This window comes from Acidovorax sp. 59 (assembly GCF_002754175.1).
Lineage (GTDB): Bacteria > Pseudomonadota > Gammaproteobacteria > Burkholderiales > Burkholderiaceae_C > Acidovorax > Acidovorax delafieldii.
Genome location: NZ_PEET01000001.1, coordinates 1,160,023 through 1,176,371 on the forward strand (window position 1 = coordinate 1,160,023; position 16,349 = coordinate 1,176,371).

The window sequence follows — 16,349 nt, forward strand, 5'->3', positions numbered from 1 at the left end:
CGGGAATTGTAGGAGTCATCGTATTCCCCTCAGGTCGTCCGCAGGCTCTTTGCCATGGCTCGCCAGTCAGGCCTGCTGCAGCCAGCGCAGCTCGGCATCGCTGAAACCGGCGCTGCGTCGCGCCGACTCATTGAACGGCGGCTTCAGGCGGGGGGCTTCGTACCGCTGCACCAGCGTGCCGTAGAGGGTTTCCGGGTCCTGGCCCGCGCGCTCGCACAGCCAGCGGTACCAGTGGTTGCCGATGGCGACATGTCCCACCTCGTCGTGCAGGATCACGTCCAGGATGGCAACGGCGGCCAGGGCGTCGGGCGTGCCCACCTGGCGCAGCTTGGCCTGGATCTGCGGCGTGGCGTCGAGCCCCCGGGCTTCCAGCGTGCGAGGCACCAGGGCCATGCGGGCCAGCACGTCGTGCCGGGTTTTCTCGCACATGGTCCACAGCCCCTGGTGGGCCGGGAAGTCCCCATAGTCGTGGCCCTGGCTGCGCAGGTGGTCGCGCAGCAGCCTGAAGTGCTTGGCCTCTTCGGCCGCCACGCGCATCCAGTCCTGGTAATAGGTGCGGGGCATACCGTCAAAGCGCCACACGGCGTCCAGCGCCAGGTTGATGGCGTTGAACTCGATGTGGGCGATGGCGTGGATGAGGATGGCCCGGCCCTCGGGGGTAGCGGGCGAGCGGCGGGCCACCTGGGTGTGGCGCAGCAGTTCGGGGCGCTCGGGACGGCCGGGCAGGGCGTCCGGGTCGGTGGGGGCCGCAGGGGTAGTATCTGCTATCGAAAGCGTAGCTGCCTGGGCATACAGGTCTAGCGCTGCAGCCGCTTTTTGTTCGGGGTCTGCCAGGCACAAGACCTGCAGTGCACGGTGGCGAAGCTCCATACTTACAATTCTAGGCCTTGCCATCGGCACCAAGGCTTGCGCTTTGTAACGATTGGCGACCTGTCAGGGCGCGCCATGGCGTGCCGCTTCTTTTGTTTCAGCGGAGTGGGTGCATGGCAATTTACGAACTCGACGGTGTGGCTCCCCAAGTGGCGGCGTCGGCCTGGGTGGCCGACAGCGCGCAGGTGATGGGCAATGTGGTGCTGGGTGAAGACGCCAGCGTGTGGTTTGGCACCGTGGTGCGCGGCGACACCGAGAGCATCACCATCGGCGCAGGCTCCAACATCCAGGACGCGAGCGTGCTGCACGCCGACATCGGCAAGCCCCTGGTGGTGGGCGAGCGGGTGACGGTGGGCCACCAGGTCATGCTGCATGGCTGCACCATCGGCGACGAATCGCTGATCGGCATTGGCGCTGTGGTGCTCAACGGCGCCAAGATCGGCAAGAACTGCCTGGTGGGCGCGGGTGCGCTGGTCACCGAGGGCAAGGAGTTTCCCGATGGCTCCATGATCATCGGCAGCCCGGCCAAGGCCGTGCGTGAACTTACCCCTGAGCAGATCGAAGGCCTGCGCCAGAGCGCCCAGCACTACATCGACAATGCGCGCCGCTTCCAACACGGCCTGCACAAGATCGGCTGAACGCCGCCCACTGGCGCTCTCTGCTGCTTTTTTTCTCCTGGAATCCCTGCGTGTCTGAACTCCACAAGTTTCTTTTCGATGGTTTGCCCGTGCGCGGCATGATCGTGCGCCTCACCGATGCCTGGACCGAGATCCTGAAACGCCGGGCGGGCAACACCGCCACCGGTGCCTATCCCGCCCCCGTGAGCGAGCTGCTGGGCGAGATGGCGGCCGCCGGCGTGTTGATGCAGTCCAACATCAAGTTCAACGGCGCGCTGGTGCTGCAGGTGTTTGGTGATGGCCCCGTCAAATTGGCCGTGGCCGAGGTGCAGTCGGACCTGAGCCTGCGCGCTACAGCCACCGTGAATGGCGAGGTGCTGCCGGACGCGAAGCTGAGCCAGATGGTCAATGTGGGCGGCGGTGGCCGCTGCGCCATCACCCTGGACCCCAAGGACCGCCACCCTGGCCAGCAGCCCTACCAGGGCGTGGTGCCTCTGCACGGCGACCACCACGAAAAGCTGGAGCGTCTGTCGGACGTGCTGCAGCATTACATGCTGCAGTCCGAGCAGCTCGACACCATTCTGGTGCTCGGCGCCAACGACCAGGTGGCGGCAGGCCTCTTGATCCAGCGCATGCCCATCAAGGGCGAGGGCAACCTGGCCGCGGGCCTCTCGCACCGCGAGAACGAAGACCAGATCGGCCACAACGAGGACTACAACCGCATCGCCCACCTGGCTGCCAGCCTGACCCGCGAAGAACTGCTGACGCTGGACGTGGACACCATCCTGCGCCGCCTGTTCTGGGAAGAAAAGTTGCTGCGCTTTGAACCCCAGCAGGGCGCCAGCGGCCCGCGTTTTGCATGCACCTGCAGCCGCGAGCGCGTTAGCAACATGCTGCGCAACCTGGGCGCTGAAGAGGCCGAGAGCATCCTCGCCGAGCGCGACGACATCGAAGTGGGTTGCGAGTTCTGCGGCCAGCAGTACCGGTTTGATGCCGTGGATGCTGCGCAGATTTTTGTCTCGCCCGCCGCTGCTCAGCCCCCGGGGCCCACAGGCATCCAGTAGCCGTCTGCAGCCTCCATCGGGCGCGGTGGTCGGCTGACCATCGTTGACAATCGCCCCCGCCATCCCCGCCTAAGATTCCTGGGTCACCCTGCAGCAGCGCCTGCCGCTGCGAGGGGCCGGCGCACAAGGTCCGATCGCAAGGCCTGTGTGGGTTCAAGCGATCACATCCGGTCGCGCAGGAAATGAACGAGGGGTGTCATGCAGTTTCTTCGCCGTGTTCTGGGGGGCCACCGGGCCAGCCCGGCTACGCCTCCGCTGGCGCTGTACGACAGCGCGGCGGCACCCGACTCGCGGCGTGCCGATACCCTGCTCGCCGCGCTGGACATCGACGCCGCCATCAATGCCCACGAGCGCTGGAAAGACCGCCTGATGGACTACCTGGAGGGCCGCACCTCCGTCGGGCTGGACCCTGCGCTGGTGCGCCGCGCTGACCACAGTGCTCTGGGCCGCTGGTTGCACGGCGTAGGTGGCGAGCTGCTGGGCGACCAGCCGGCCTATCCGCTGCTGGTGGCGCGCTACCAATACTTTCATGAGCAGGCGGCCACCCTGGTGGAACTGGCCCAGCAGGGCGAATGGGACCGGGCTGTGCAGGTGCTCAACGGTGGTTACCGCTATGGCTCCAGCCAGGTGGTGTTGCTTCTCAAGGAACTCAAGCGCGGTCTGGCGTGATGGCTTGCGGCGGTGTTGTATCCCGCTGCTCAACGAGCGCTGTGAACAGTCGATGCTCACAAGCCGGGTCGCTGCACTTTTCGCAGTTCCAGGCGCGTAGCCGGGCTGCTCTGGGCGTATTTTCAGTGTCCCATGCGGCCCGTGCGCTAGTGGAATATGCCTGTGGTGCTATATTTTGTATAGCAATAAGCGCATTGCGAGTGCGCTGCTCGCCCGTTCCGTACACCACGCGGTAGGGTATCGCCGCAGCCGCCAGGGCCGCACGCAGCCGGGTATCGCAGGCCTCCTGCGCAGTCCGTTCCTCGGCAGGACAGGGCTGATCGAGACCCATGAGCAGAGTCAATGCCACCGCGCCGGAGTCTGCCTGCGGCGTGGGCGCGGGCGGGGTGTGGGCCAGGTGCGGGTGGTGCAGGGCGATATGTGCCGTGCCGGGAGTGATCTGCTGCTGCAGCGCCTGTGCCAACGCCTCCACGCCCGTGTAGGGCGCGCCCAGCAGGGCAATCAAGGGAGTGGGGGGAGAGGACTGCCGCACGGGGTTGAATGAAGCGCAGGCTTTGGTCCAGGGCTGCGTTGTGGGTGTGGACGGTGCGGGGTGGTCCAAGGCGGCTGAGTGACCCCGCACGACAAATCAGCGGGGTGTGAACTGCACGTACACCTCGTTGGGCTTGACCATGCCCAGCTCGCTGCGCGCCTTTTCTTCCACCATGTCGAGGCCTTCCTTGAGGTCGTGCACCTCCGAGGTCAGCCGCGCATTCGCCTGGCGGGCCTGTTCGTTGGCCGCCTTCTGCACATCAATCTGCCGCTGCATCGCATTGACGCGCGGCACGCTGCCCCGCCCCAGCCAGAGCTGGGCGTGCAGCGCTGCCAGCAAGGCCAGCAGGATGATGGGGACGATGCGGGAGACCAATGGAGGGCTCGCTCAGGCGAGGGCTGCCAGGGGCTCAGCGCAGGTTGTAGAACGCAGCGCGGCCAGGGTACTGTGCGATGTCGCCCAGGTCTTCCTCAATGCGCAGCAGCTGGTTGTACTTGGCGATGCGGTCCGAGCGTGACAGCGAGCCGGTCTTGATCTGGCCCGCATTGGTGCCCACCGCGATGTCGGCAATGGTGCTGTCCTCGGTCTCGCCCGAGCGGTGCGAGATCACGGCGGTGTAGCCAGCGCGCTTGGCCATCTCGATCGCAGCGAAGGTCTCGGTCAGCGTACCGATCTGGTTGATCTTGATCAGGATCGAGTTGGCAATGCGCTTGTCGATGCCTTCCTTCAGGATCTTGGTGTTGGTCACGAACAGGTCGTCACCCACCAGCTGCACCTTGTCGCCCAGGCGTTCGGTCAGATGCTTCCAGCCGTCCCAGTCGCCTTCGTGCATGCCGTCTTCGATGCTGATGATCGGGTACTTGTCCACCCAGGCCGCCAGCATGTCCGTCCACTGCTGGGCGGTGAGCTTGAGGCCGCCTTCGCCTTCCAGCACATAGTGGCCGTCCTTGTAGAACTCGCTCGCAGCGCAGTCCAGGCCCAGGGCGATCTGATCGCCCGCCGTGTAGCCCGCAGCTTCAATGGCTTGCAGGATCAGACGGATGGCTGCTTCGTGGTTTTCAACGCTGGGGGCAAAGCCGCCTTCGTCGCCCACGGCGGTGCTGATGCCCTTGTCGTGCAGGATCTTCTTGAGCGCGTGGAACACTTCGGCGCCCCAGCGCACGGCTTCGCGGAACGTGGGCGCGCCCACCGGGATGATCATGAACTCCTGCAGGTCCAGGCTGTTGTTGGCGTGTGCGCCGCCGTTGATCACGTTCATCATGGGCACGGGCAGTTGCACGCTGCCCATGCCGCCCAGGTAGCGGTACAGGGGCAGGCCAGACTCTTCGGCGGCGGCGCGGGCCACGGCCATGGACACGGCCAGCATGGCGTTGGCGCCCAGGCGGCTCTTGTTCTCGGTGCCGTCGAGGTCGATCAGAGTCTTGTCCAGGAAGGCCTGCTCGGAGGCATCCAAGCCCAGCACGGCTTCGCTGATCTCGGTGTTGATGTATTCCACGGCCTTGAGCACGCCCTTGCCCAGGTAGCGGCCCTTGTCGCCGTCGCGCATTTCAATGGCTTCACGGCTGCCGGTGGAGGCACCCGACGGCACGGCGGCCCGGCCCATCACGCCCGATTCGAGCAACACGTCGCATTCGACGGTGGGGTTGCCGCGGCTGTCCAGAATCTCGCGACCGACGATGTCAACGATGGCACTCATGGTTTTCCTTTTGCAGAAGTTTTAAATCAAATAAGTCTCTAGCGCCTTCTGTATAAGCGCTAGCAGCTATTAATTGGTGAGCGATTTGGGTGTGTGCGCTCAGACGCCTTCGACACACACCATGCGCATGACGGCTGCGCCTTCACGGGCGGCCTTGGCTTTCTGGTACTCGGGCGTGTCGTAGAAGGCGCGAGCGGCTTCAAAGCTCGGGAACTTGAGGATCACGGTACGACCGGGGTTCCAGTCGCCCTCCAGCACTTCGACCTTGCCGCCACGCACGCAGACTTCAGCGCCGTGGGCTTGCATGGCCAGGGTGCTCCACTTGCGGTACTCGTCGTACTGCGTGGGGTTGGTGACGGTGACGGATGCGATGACGTAACCACTGCTCATGTCTCAAGCTCCAAAGTTGTTTTCGAGGAATCCGCTTTTCTTGGTGACATCGTCCAGGGCCACCAAGGTCTCCAGCAGCGCCTTCATGTGCTTGAGCGGTACGGCGTTGGGGCCGTCCGACCAGGCCTCGGCGGGGCGGGGGTGGGTTTCCATGAACAGGCCCGCCACGCCCACAGCCACGCCGGCACGCGCCAGCACGGGCACCATGTCGCGCGCACCACCGCTCACGGCGCCCAGGCCGCCGGGCTTTTGCACCGAGTGGGTCACGTCAAACACCACGGGTGCGCCGGAGTTGCGCATCTCGGCCAGGCTGGTCATGTCGGCCACGAGGTTGTTGTAGCCAAAGCTCACGCCGCGCTCGCAGGCCAGAAACCGGTCTTCCGACAGGCCGACTTCGGCCGCCGCAGACCGAGCCTTGTCGATGACGTTCTTCATGTCCCAGGGCGCCAGGAACTGGCCCTTCTTGATGTTCACCGGCTTGCCACTTTGCGCCACGGCGCGGATGAAGTCCGTCTGGCGGCACAGGAAGGCAGGCGTCTGCAGCACATCGACCACGCTGGCCACCTCGGCCACGTGCGAGGTGTCGTGCACGTCGGTCAGGATGGGCAGCTGCAGCTGGCGGCGCACTTCATCGAGGATCTTCAGGCCGGCCTCCAGCCCCACACCACGCTTGCTGGTGCCCGACGAGCGGTTGGCCTTGTCGAACGAGCCTTTGTAGATCAGCGGAATGCCCAGTGGCGCGCAGGCTTCCTTGAGCTGGCCTGCGACATCGAGCGACATCTCAAGGCCTTCAATGGAACAGGTGCCTGCGATCAGGAAAAAGCGCTGGTCCAGGCCGACGTTGAATCCGCACAGCTGCATGGTGAGGTCCCCTTAGGCTTTTTTCGCGGCTTGCTGGTGTTCCACGGCTGCCTTGATGAAGGCATTGAACAGCGGGTGGCCGTTCCAGGGCGTGGACTTGAACTCGGGGTGGAACTGCACGCCGATGAACCAGGGGTGTACGGTTTGCGGCAGCTCCACGATTTCGGTGAGTTCTTCACGCTGGGTCAGCGCCGAGATCACCAGGCCCGCCTTGCGCAACTGGTCCAGGTAGTTCACGTTGGCTTCGTAGCGGTGGCGGTGGCGCTCGGTCACCACATCGCCGTAGATGCTGTGGGCCAGTGTGTCCTTGGCCACGTCCGAGCTTTGCGCGCCCAGACGCATGGTGCCGCCCAGATCGGAGTTTTCGTCGCGTTTCTTGATGGTGCCGTCCGCGTCCTTCCACTCGGTGATCAGGGCGATCACGGGGTGGGGCGTGGTGGGGTCGAACTCGGTGCTGTTGGCGTGGGCGAGGCCTGCCACGTGGCGCGCGTATTCGATGGTGGCCACCTGCATCCCCAGGCAGATGCCCAGGTAGGGCACCTTGCGCTCGCGGGCAAACTGGGCTGTGGCGATCTTGCCTTCCACACCACGCTGGCCGAAGCCGCCGGGCACCAGGATGGCGTCGTATTTGGCGAGCTTGGCGGCTGCGTCGGCGCTGTCAATGGTTTCGGAATCGACATGGTCGATCTTCACGCGCACATGGTTGCGCATGCCGGCGTGGCGCAGGGCCTCGTTGACCGACTTGTAGCTGTCCGACAGGTCCACATACTTGCCGACCATGGCGATGGTGACTTCGCCTTGGGGGTGTTCGGTCTCATGCACCAGATCGTCCCAGCGCTTGAGGCTGGTGGGTGGGGTGTTCAGGCGCAGCTTGTCGCAGATCAGGCCGTCCAGGCCCTGCTCGTGCAGCATGCGCGGCACCTTGTAGATGGTGTCCACGTCCCACATGCTGATCACGCCCCATTCGGGCACGTTGGTGAACAGCGAGATCTTGGCGCGCTCTTCCTCAGGAATACGGCGGTCGGCGCGGCACAGCAGGGCGTCGGCCTGGATGCCGATCTCGCGCAGCTTCTGCACCGTGTGCTGGGTGGGCTTGGTCTTGAGCTCGCCCGCTGCCGCGATCCAGGGCAGGTAGGTCAGGTGCACGAAGGCCGCGTTGTTGGGTCCCATGCGCAGGCTCATCTGGCGCACGGCTTCCAGGAACGGCAGCGATTCGATGTCGCCCACGGTGCCGCCGATCTCGACGATGGCCACATCCACGGCATCGGGCGTGCCAATGCCGGCGCCGCGCTTGATGAATTCCTGGATTTCGTTGGTGACATGGGGAATGACCTGCACGGTCTTGCCCAGGTAGTCGCCGCGACGTTCCTTCTCCAGCACGGACTGGTAAATCTTGCCCGTGGTGAAGTTGTTGGTTTTCTTCATGCGCGTTTCGATGAAACGCTCGTAGTGGCCCAGATCCAGGTCGGTTTCTGCGCCGTCATCGGTCACGAACACCTCGCCGTGCTGGAACGGCGACATGGTGCCCGGGTCTACGTTGATGTAGGGGTCAAGCTTGATGAGGGTGACTTTGAGTCCCCGCGATTCGAGGATCGCGGCAAGGGAGGCTGAGGCGATTCCCTTACCGAGGGAAGACACCACACCGCCGGTGACGAAGACAAATTTGGTCATGTCTTTTTTGGTGGTGGGAAATTGGGATTATAGATGGCACCCCGGCGACACCCCCAGGGGCAGGGTCACCCCCGTCTGCTAAATTCGCGCCATGAATGAGCTTGCTGGCAAACACATTGTTCTGGGTCTGAGTGGGGGCGTGGCTTGCTACAAGGCAGCCGATCTGTGCCGCCAGCTCATCAAGGAGGGCGCCACCGTGCAGGTGGTGATGACCGAGGCGGCAGAGCAGTTCATCACCCCGGTCACCATGCAGGCGCTGTCTGGCCGCACGGTGTACGGCTCGCAATGGGATGCGCGCGAGCCCAACAACATGCCCCACATCAACCTGAGCCGCGAGGCGGATGCGATCCTGATCGCGCCCTGCAGCGCGGACTTCATTGCGCGCTTGGTGCAGGGCCGGGCGGACGAGTTGCTCAGCCTGCTGTGCCTGGCGCGTCCCGCCCAGCGCGTGCCTCTGTTGCTGGCCCCTGCGATGAACCGCGAAATGTGGGCGCACCCGGCCACGCAGCGCAATCTGGCCCAGGTGGCGCAGGACGGTGCCGTGGTGCTGGGCGTGGGCAATGGTGACCAGGCCTGTGGCGAGACGGGTGACGGCCGCATGCTGGAGCCGCTGGAGCTGCTGGAGGAGCTGATCGCTTTTTTCACACCCAAGACCCTTGTGGGCCGGTCGGTACTCGTCACGGCGGGGCCCACGTTTGAAGCCATTGACCCGGTGCGTGGCATCACCAACCTGTCGAGCGGAAAGATGGGCTTTGCCGTGGCCCGGGCGGCGCGTGAGGCGGGTGCCGATGTCACCCTGGTCGCAGGGCCGGTGCATGTGCCCACGCCACGCGGCGTGCGGCGTGTCAATGTGCAGTCCGCCCAGGAGATGCTGGCGGCCGTGGAGCGACATGTCCAGGCCGCCTCGGTGTTTGTTGCCACGGCCGCAGTGGCCGACTGGCGCCCTGCCCACCAGTCCGACCAAAAGATCAAGAAAGACGGCTCGGGCCAGTCCCCGTCGCTGGAGTTCGTCGAGAACCCCGACATTCTGGCCACCGTAGCCCGGTCGCCGCATGCGCTGGAAGGGGATCTTTTCTGCGTGGGTTTTGCCGCCGAAAGCCATGACCTGCTGGCCCATGCCACAGCCAAAAGGACGCGCAAGGCCGTCCCCTTGCTGGTGGGCAATATTGGCCCCGCTACCTTTGGGCAGGACGACAACGCCCTGCTGCTGGTGGACGCGCAGGGCCACCGCGAGTTACCCCGCGCGTCCAAGCGTGTGCTGGCGCAGCAGCTTATCGCTGAGATCGCCGCGCGTTTGCCACCTTTGCGTTCTTGACGGCCACCACCGTGGGGAGGTGTGATGACAACTGGTGCCACCAAGCCTGATTGGGACACGCCACCCGATGGCGACTTTGCGGCTTATGTGGAACGGCTGACAGCCCAGGCGCCTTTGCAAAAGGCCCGAGCGGCACAGGCAAGTGCTGCCGCTACCAACGGTGTCGTTCAGTCATCCAAGGACCGTGCGCCAGCGACTTCCCTGCCTCAGGTCCTGCCGCCCGATGTGCTGCAGCTGATGCAGCCGCTGGCGGGCGTACTGCGCACGGTGCGATCGGTATTGCTGGTAATGATGGTGTTGCATGGCATTGCGCTGTTCCTGCTTGGTCAGGGCTCGCTGCCAGGCTTGGTGGTCATGGGCGCGGTGTGGTGGGGACTGGGTTGGCTGATGCAATCGGCCGCGCAGGCCCCGGGTGGTCGTGCAGGGATGGAGTCGTTGCAGGATCGCCTTCGACAAATGGCGCAGCAGCGCAGTGGCACAGGAATAGGAACAGGAAAGAAGAAACCGTGAAGATAGATGTGAAGATTCTCGATCCGCGCATGGCGGACCAATTGCCCACCTACGCCACACCCGGTAGCGCTGGGCTGGACCTGCGTGCCTGCCTGGATGCGCCGCTGACCCTGCAGCCCAACGCCTGGCAACTGGTGCCTACCGGCATTGCGATCTACCTGCAAGACCCGGGCTATGCCGCACTGATCTTGCCGCGCTCGGGCCTGGGGCACAAACATGGCATCGTGCTTGGCAATCTGGTGGGGTTGATCGACAGTGACTACCAAGGGCAGCTCATGGTGAGCGCATGGAACCGCAGCAATGTGGCGTTTACCCTGGAGCCCATGGAGCGGCTGGCCCAATTGGTGATTGTTCCGGTGGTGCAGGCCCAGTTCAACGTCGTCACCGAGTTTGCGGCCACGCAGCGGGGTCAGGGGGGCTACGGATCCACAGGCAAGTCCTGAGGTGGACCGCTCGGGGCTCCAAGCGCGTGATGGGTGAGTGGCCGGGTTGTAAGACCCCGCTTACGTTTCGATGGGTCTGTTACCGACATGGCGATGGCCCCTTGTCTACGCCGCGGCATCCTCAGGCGTTGTTCCAATCGGTACATGGGTATTGAGCTCTGGGTCGTCGGAGATTTTTCAGTGCCTGCCCCAACAACTTCTGGAGATTGAACATGCAATTCACCCGTCCCCTCGCCCTCGTGGGCACCGTGGTTCTGGCTGCTTCGCTGGCTGCTTGCGGCCACAGCCGCCCGGCACCTGCTCCGCAATACTCCGGCGGTTATTCGAGTGGCTACCAGACGGCTCCTGCCTATCCGCAGAATCAGGCAGGCACCGAATATGGTCGCGTGTCCAACATCGAGGTCCTGCAGGGCCGCAGCCAAGGCCAGACCACCGGCACTGGTGCCGTTCTGGGCGCGGTGGTGGGCGGCGTTCTGGGCAACCAGGTGGGCAAGGGCACGGGTCGTGCTGCAGCCACCGCTGTAGGCGTGTTGGGTGGCGCGGTGGCCGGCAACGCCATCGAGGGGCGCAACAACCAGGAATATGTGCAGGGATACCGGTTGTCCGTGCAGCTGGACCAGGGGGGGTATCGCGTGTATGACGTGAGCAACCCGGGTGACCTGCGCATCGGCGATCGCGTGCGTTTGTACAACGGTCAGATTTCGCGCATGTGACCTGACACGCTGCCCTCACAAACGGGCGCTCTGAGTTTCCTCGGGGCGCCCGTTGTGCTTTTGGTAGGACTTAGTGCAGCAACGGGCTGCCTGGCGCCTGGGGCTGGACGCGGAAGAAGCCGGTTCCGGCCGTGCCACGTCCGATTTCTTCTTCGGTGGCTTCGCGCACGGCCTGCACCGTCAGTTGCAGGCGCAGCGCGATGCCCGCCAGCGGGTGGTTACCGTCGAGCACGATATGTTCGGGATAGATTTCGGCCACGGTGTAGAGGGCCGTGCGGGGGGCATCGGGGTTGCAGCCCTCGGGCAGGGCCATGCCGTCAAACGTCATCCCTTCTTCGATCTCGGCGGGGAAGAGGGCGCGGGGCTCCAGAAACAGCAATTGGTCATTGAAGTCACCGAAAGCGTCCTCGGGTTCGAGGTGCAGTGCCAGCGTGGCACCAGGGCCGTGGCCTTGCAGGGCCTCTTCGATACGGGGCAGGAGATCATCACCGCCCACCAGAAACTCCACGGGCTCGTCGAGTACGTCGAGTTCTTCGCCCAGGGTGTCTTTCAGGGTCCAGGTCAGTGCGACCACACATTGTTGGGTAATTTCCATAGGAGAATTGTCGCAGTTTGACCAACGGCCCCGCAAAAGGGCAACACTTTCCCCATGGACATTCAGCAACCCTTGGCCCTGTTCGGCGGCCTCACTCCCGCGCAATTCATGCGCCGCCACTGGCAGAAGAAGCCCTTGCTGGTGCGCCAGGCCATCCCGCAGTTTGCGCCGCCGGTGCTGCGGGCCGAGCTGTTTGCGCTGGCCGGGCAGGAGGGTGTGGAGTCCCGCCTGGTGCAACAGATCAAAGGCGCCTGGAAACTGCGCCACGGGCCCTTCAACCGCCGTGCGCTGCCTGCGTTGCAGCAGCCTGACTGGACGCTGCTCGTACAGGGCGTCGATCTGCACAACGACGCGGTGCATGCGCTGATGCAGCAGTTTCGTTTTGTGCCCGAGGCGCGGCTGGACGATCTCATGATCAGCTACGCCAGCAACGGCGGTGGCGTAGGGCCCCATTTCGACAGTTATGACGTCTTTTTGCTGCAGGCGCACGGCAAGCGGCGCTGGCGCATCGGGCGCCAAAAGGATCTGTCGCTGCGCGACGGCATTCCCTTGAAGGTGCTGGCCCAGTTCGAACCCGAGGAGGAGTTTGTGCTGGAGCCGGGTGACATGCTGTACCTGCCCCCGCGTTATGCCCACGACGGGATTGCCGAAGGCGAGTGCATGACCTACTCCATCGGTTTTCGCGCACCGGCCCGCGCCGAGCTGGCGCAAGAGCTGCTGGTGCGTCTGGCGGAAGATGCCGGGGAGGATGACCACCCGTTGCTGTACCGTGATGCGGGACAGGACGCGGTGGCGCAGCCGGCGCACATTCCTGCCGGGCTGCAGGACTTTGCGCGTGAGGCGCTGTCGCGCGCGCTGGCTCAGCCCCTGGTGTTGGAACGCGCGCTGGGCGAGTACCTGACCGAGCCTAAGCCCAGCGTGTGGTTTGAGCCTGGTGACCCCAAGGTGATGCTGGAAGGGGTGCGGCTGGACCGTAAGAGCCGCATGATGTACGACACACAGCACATCTTCATCAACGGCGAAAGCTACCGCGCAGCGGGGCGCGACGCCACACTGATGCGGCGCCTGGCCGATGAGCGCCAACTGTCGGCACGCGATCTGGCACGGGCCAGCGACGACGCGCTGGAGCTGCTTTCGTCGTGGTGCGATGCGGGCTGGGCCCATGCCTGGGCCGGCTGATACTGACCAGGAGCCAGTGATGACCGACACAGCAACCCCCTCCGCCGAGCCTTTGCGTGACTTGCCCAGTGGGCGATTCAGCGGACGTGAGGCGTTTCAGCAACTGGTGCGCGACGCCATTGCAACGGCGGCGCGGGACGGCTGGCACGAGATTTTTATCAGCGATGCCCACTTTCATGACTGGCCCTTGGGCGAGCGTGCGGTGGTCGAGTGTTTGCAGGACTGGGCCCGCAGCGGCCGGCGCTTCACCATGCTGGCCTGCAGCTACGACGACGTGATCCGCCGCCATGCCCGCTTTGTGCGCTGGCGCGGTACCTGGGACCACATCATCACCTGCCGCCGCAGCCCGGCCGCCGACCCGCTGGACCTGCCCAGCGCGCTGTGGTCGCCGCAATGGGTGCTGCACCGGCTCGATCCTGAGCGCTGCGTGGGGGTGACCGGCAGCGAGGCCGATCGCCGGGTGCTGCTGCACGAGACACTCAACGAATGGGTGCGCAGCAAGAGCGCACCCGGCTTTCCCTCCACCACACTGGGTCTGTAGCCTTTGCCCCACTTTGGGGAGCGCCCGTTGGCATGGCGCCACGCGGCAGTCGCGCCCGGAGGGATACTGCGCAAAGTCAAGCTGGCGTAAAGCTTTCGTCAGTGTTAGTCAGTATTGACTAAATACCAATATAATCTGCGGCTGTGCCCAAAAAGGTGCAACCAAGTGCATTGTGCCAATGCGTGCATGGGCTCAGGAAGCCTGACGCCGTGGCTTTTCAAGATTCTGTCTGTCCAAATAGGAAAATCGAAATGAAGAACTCTCTCGTTCTGGCCGCCCTGATCGCTGCTGCTGCACTCGCCGCTTGTGGCAAGAAGGAAGAACCCGCTCCAGCACCCGCTCCTGTGGAAGCTCCTGCCGCAGCACCTGCTCCCGCCGCCGAGCCAGCAGCTCCTGCCGCTTCCGACGCTGCTGCTCCTGCCGCCGCTGCACCTGCTGCTGACGCTTCTGCTCCTGCCGCTGACGCTGCCAAGGCTGCTGCTGACGCTGCTGCCACCGCCGCTACCGGCGCTTCCGCAGCCAAGTAAATCGCTGCAGGCTCTGGGCTGACCTCAAGGTCGGCCTGTGCCACGGCCCCGCACCGCAAGGTCCGGGGCTTTTTTTATGCCCTTCGCCAGGGTGAGACATTTATGGACGCCCGGTCTGGGCCATCAAGGGTTGACGTCGAGCCAATCAGTGCCTTCGGTGGGGCTGGCGACCTGGATCTCCTCGTCCGCCCAACCCAGCGCGGCGGCGAGCGATTGGCGGGCGAGTGCGGGGAGGTTGTTTTGCGCACTCAGGTGCGCTGCCACTACGCACCGCAGGCTGTCGTGCTGCACCGCACGCAGGATCTCCGCCGTCGCCGGGTTGGCCAAGTGGCCGTACAGCCCGCCTACGCGGCGTTTCAGGAAGGGTGGGTAGCGGGACGCGGCCAGCATGTCGGGGTCGTGATTGGCCTCGATCAACAGGGCGTGGCATCCCTGCAGCTGCTGCAGCACATGGGGGCTGGCGTGGCCCAGGTCGGTCAGCACGCCCAAGTGTGCGGCGCCGTCGGAGCACCGCAGCTGCAGCGGCTCCCGGGCATCGTGGGGCACGGTGAAGGGGCGGGCTTCGAACGCGCCCATGTCAATCGCTTCCATGTCGTGCGCCACCCGCAGCAAGCCGTCCAAGTCTGGCGCACCGAGGGCCGCGTATGTGCCCTCGCTCATCCACACGGGAATGCGAAAACGCAGCGCCACGGTCTGGGCACAGCCGATGTGGTCCGAGTGTTCGTGGGTGATGAAGAGGGCGTCCAGGTCTTCCACCTGCAACTGCGCTTGCGCCAGACGGGCTTGCAGCTGCCGGATGCCGAGCCCGCAGTCGATCAGTAGGCGGCGAACCTGGCTGCCACTGCGGCCTTCGACGACCGTGGCATTGCCGGTGCTGCCGCTGCCCAGGTTCTTGAATCGAAGCATGGCGGAGCGAAAGGATGGGTTTGTGGCGGCCCAAAAAACCAGAGCCACCGTCCGCCAGAAGGCGGAGGGGGCTCCAGAGGTGTGGGTGGCGGCCTGCGGCCGGCTCTTATTTCAGATCGTCAGCAATCACGCGCACGATGCGCTCGGCATTGGCCGAGGACTCGGGGGCGCCAGCCTCATTGAGCACCGACACGGTGGTCGACTCACCCTGGCTGCGCACCACGATGCGGTACTTGAGCGGAGGTGTTGCGGAGGTGGAGCTGAACAGCTTGCTGAAGAAGCCGGGCTCTTTCTTCACGGTGTCCGGAGCCACGTAGCGCACGAAGTACGTGCCCTCATTGCGGTTGCGGTCTTCCACGGTGAAGCCAGTGCGGTCCAGGGCCAGGCCCACCCGGCGCCAGGACCGGTCAAAGCCCTCGTCCAGCTGGACCACCGGCACGTTGTTGACCGTGGCCATGCGGGCGGCCTGGGCACGCGCCGCGGGTGCTGCGGCCACTGCCTTGGATTGCTCCTGACTGACGCCCAGCTTGACCATCAGGCGGCGCAGGAATTCGGTTTCGAGTTCCGGGTCGGATGGACGGGGCTGCCAGACGGTGCTGTCCTTGGTGACGTTGCCATAGACCTCGACCATCCCGCGGTGGGTGATGTAGATCTCGGTACTGCCATTGGCATTGCGTTCCAGCCGGGTGCGGAACTTGTCCCGTTCGCCGGTCGAGTACAGGGACTCCATCAGCTTGCCGATGGTGGACCGGATGAAATCCTGGGGCAGTTTGGCGCGGTTCTCTGCCCAGTCGGTTTCCATGATGCCAACGTTGGCCTCGGACTGGGCCAGCGTGAAGCCGCTTTCCAGCCAGAAGTCGCGCACGGGCTCCCACAGCTTGTCGGCGGGGCGGTTGACCACCAGCCAGCGCTGGCTGCCGTCTCGTTCGATCCGCACGTCGCCCAGCGACAGGGCCGCCGCGTTGGCGTTGCCCGATGGCTGCGCGGCCTGGCCTGCCTGCATGGCAGCGGCAGACACCGAGCCACCCGGCATGGCGTAGCGGGAGTCGCGTGACAGCTGGGTGAGGTCCGGGGGGACTTCCAGTGACGAGCCCTTGGCGGCGCTCTTGTAGTCGATCTTGTCGCCCTCCAGAATGCTGGTGGAGCAGGCGGACAGGGCCATGACAAGAGCCAGCAGGCTCAGGCGGGTGGTAGCAGCTTTCACGCGGAAATCCTTGGGAAGTGTCTCTGAGAGCGGGCGCAAAGCCCGG

20 protein-coding genes are annotated in these 16,349 nt (G+C 64.8%); 10 read left to right on the forward strand and 10 right to left on the reverse strand.

All coding sequences use genetic code 11. The features are described 5' to 3' along the window. Window positions 1-66: 66 nt before the first annotated feature. Window positions 67-870, reverse strand: a complete 804-nt coding sequence (locus tag CLU87_RS05260) for a ferritin-like domain-containing protein (RefSeq protein WP_099729762.1) — start codon at window positions 868-870, stop codon at window positions 67-69. Window positions 871-983: 113 nt separating this feature from the next. On the opposite strand from CLU87_RS05260, the gene CLU87_RS05265 reads away from it, so the two are divergent. The 3 genes from CLU87_RS05265 to CLU87_RS05275 all read left to right on the forward strand — a co-directional run bounded on the left by CLU87_RS05265 (window position 984) and on the right by CLU87_RS05275 (window position 3,220). Then, the gene (locus tag CLU87_RS05265; protein ID WP_056061680.1) at window positions 984-1,508 is read left to right on the forward strand and encodes a gamma carbonic anhydrase family protein; all 525 of its coding nucleotides are present in this window, start codon (window positions 984-986) and stop codon (window positions 1,506-1,508) included. Window positions 1,509-1,558: 50 nt separating this feature from the next. Beyond that, window positions 1,559-2,551, forward strand: a complete 993-nt coding sequence (locus tag CLU87_RS05270; protein WP_056743430.1) for an Hsp33 family molecular chaperone HslO — start codon at window positions 1,559-1,561, stop codon at window positions 2,549-2,551. A 198-nt stretch (window positions 2,552-2,749) separates the two neighbouring features. Then, a complete protein-coding gene (locus tag CLU87_RS05275; protein ID WP_056061686.1) occupies window positions 2,750-3,220 on the forward strand; it encodes a CZB domain-containing protein in 471 nt (156 codons plus the stop codon). On the opposite strand, the gene CLU87_RS05280 is transcribed toward CLU87_RS05275, so the two are convergent. The 6 genes from CLU87_RS05280 to CLU87_RS05305 form a co-directional block, all read right to left on the reverse strand. Further along, complete coding sequence (locus CLU87_RS05280) at window positions 3,201-3,725, reverse strand: hypothetical protein (protein ID WP_099729763.1); 525 nt, start codon at window positions 3,723-3,725, stop codon at window positions 3,201-3,203. The genes CLU87_RS05275 and CLU87_RS05280 overlap by 20 nt on opposite strands. 123 nt (window positions 3,726-3,848) lie before the next feature. Then, window positions 3,849-4,127 (reverse strand): septum formation initiator family protein, encoded by a 279-nt coding sequence (locus tag CLU87_RS05285; RefSeq protein ID WP_099729764.1) that lies wholly within the window; start codon window positions 4,125-4,127, stop codon window positions 3,849-3,851. A gap of 34 nt (window positions 4,128-4,161) precedes the next feature. Next, window positions 4,162-5,448 carry a phosphopyruvate hydratase gene (eno, locus tag CLU87_RS05290; protein ID WP_099729765.1) on the reverse strand — a complete coding sequence of 429 codons (1,287 nt, stop codon included), beginning with the start codon at window positions 5,446-5,448 and terminating at the stop codon, window positions 4,162-4,164. 99 nt (window positions 5,449-5,547) lie between these two features. After that, window positions 5,548-5,838, reverse strand: a complete 291-nt coding sequence (locus CLU87_RS05295) for a DUF1330 domain-containing protein (protein WP_056061699.1) — start codon at window positions 5,836-5,838, stop codon at window positions 5,548-5,550. 3 nt (window positions 5,839-5,841) lie between these two features. Further along, window positions 5,842-6,699 (reverse strand): 3-deoxy-8-phosphooctulonate synthase, encoded by an 858-nt coding sequence (kdsA, locus tag CLU87_RS05300; RefSeq protein ID WP_099729766.1) that lies wholly within the window; start codon window positions 6,697-6,699, stop codon window positions 5,842-5,844. Window positions 6,700-6,711: 12 nt separating this feature from the next. Beyond that, the gene (locus CLU87_RS05305) at window positions 6,712-8,370 is read right to left on the reverse strand and encodes a CTP synthase (RefSeq protein WP_056743420.1); all 1,659 of its coding nucleotides are present in this window, start codon (window positions 8,368-8,370) and stop codon (window positions 6,712-6,714) included. 91 nt (window positions 8,371-8,461) lie between these two features. Between CLU87_RS05305 and coaBC the strand changes: the two genes are divergently transcribed. The 4 genes from coaBC (at window position 8,462) to CLU87_RS05325 (ending at window position 11,351) form a co-directional block, all read left to right on the forward strand. Beyond that, a complete protein-coding gene (gene coaBC, locus CLU87_RS05310; protein WP_099729767.1) occupies window positions 8,462-9,685 on the forward strand; it encodes a bifunctional phosphopantothenoylcysteine decarboxylase/phosphopantothenate--cysteine ligase CoaBC in 1,224 nt (407 codons plus the stop codon). A gap of 24 nt (window positions 9,686-9,709) precedes the next feature. Continuing rightward, window positions 9,710-10,195, forward strand: a complete 486-nt coding sequence (locus CLU87_RS23445) for a hypothetical protein (protein ID WP_233193715.1) — start codon at window positions 9,710-9,712, stop codon at window positions 10,193-10,195. After that, window positions 10,192-10,638, forward strand: a complete 447-nt coding sequence (gene dut, locus CLU87_RS05320) for a dUTP diphosphatase (RefSeq protein WP_099729768.1) — start codon at window positions 10,192-10,194, stop codon at window positions 10,636-10,638. Before CLU87_RS23445 ends, dut begins: the two co-directional genes overlap by 4 nt. A 212-nt stretch (window positions 10,639-10,850) precedes the next feature. After that, complete coding sequence (locus CLU87_RS05325; protein WP_099729769.1) at window positions 10,851-11,351, forward strand: glycine zipper 2TM domain-containing protein; 501 nt, start codon at window positions 10,851-10,853, stop codon at window positions 11,349-11,351. A 70-nt stretch (window positions 11,352-11,421) separates the two neighbouring features. Here the strand turns inward: CLU87_RS05325 and CLU87_RS05330 are convergent, their stop codons facing one another. After that, a complete protein-coding gene (locus CLU87_RS05330) occupies window positions 11,422-11,946 on the reverse strand; it encodes a peptidylprolyl isomerase (RefSeq protein WP_099729770.1) in 525 nt (174 codons plus the stop codon). 54 nt (window positions 11,947-12,000) lie between these two features. On the opposite strand from CLU87_RS05330, the gene CLU87_RS05335 reads away from it, so the two are divergent. From CLU87_RS05335 to CLU87_RS05345, 3 genes are all read left to right on the forward strand, one after another. Beyond that, entirely contained in the window at window positions 12,001-13,125 is a 1,125-nt protein-coding gene (locus tag CLU87_RS05335) for a cupin domain-containing protein (protein ID WP_099729771.1), read from the forward strand. A gap of 19 nt (window positions 13,126-13,144) precedes the next feature. Further along, window positions 13,145-13,666: a hypothetical protein gene (locus CLU87_RS05340; protein WP_099729772.1), complete on the forward strand. Its 522-nt coding sequence runs from the start codon at window positions 13,145-13,147 to the stop codon at window positions 13,664-13,666. A 251-nt stretch (window positions 13,667-13,917) separates the two neighbouring features. Further along, the gene (locus CLU87_RS05345) at window positions 13,918-14,193 is read left to right on the forward strand and encodes a hypothetical protein (protein WP_082522412.1); all 276 of its coding nucleotides are present in this window, start codon (window positions 13,918-13,920) and stop codon (window positions 14,191-14,193) included. A 123-nt stretch (window positions 14,194-14,316) separates the two neighbouring features. On the opposite strand, the gene CLU87_RS05350 is transcribed toward CLU87_RS05345, so the two are convergent. After that, on the reverse strand, window positions 14,317-15,099 hold the full coding sequence (locus CLU87_RS05350) for an MBL fold metallo-hydrolase (RefSeq protein WP_099732049.1): 783 nt from the start codon (window positions 15,097-15,099) through the stop codon (window positions 14,317-14,319). Window positions 15,100-15,205: 106 nt separating this feature from the next. Further along, entirely contained in the window at window positions 15,206-16,303 is a 1,098-nt protein-coding gene (bamC, locus tag CLU87_RS05355) for an outer membrane protein assembly factor BamC (RefSeq protein WP_099729773.1), read from the reverse strand. Between the last annotated feature and the right edge of the window lie 46 nt (window positions 16,304-16,349).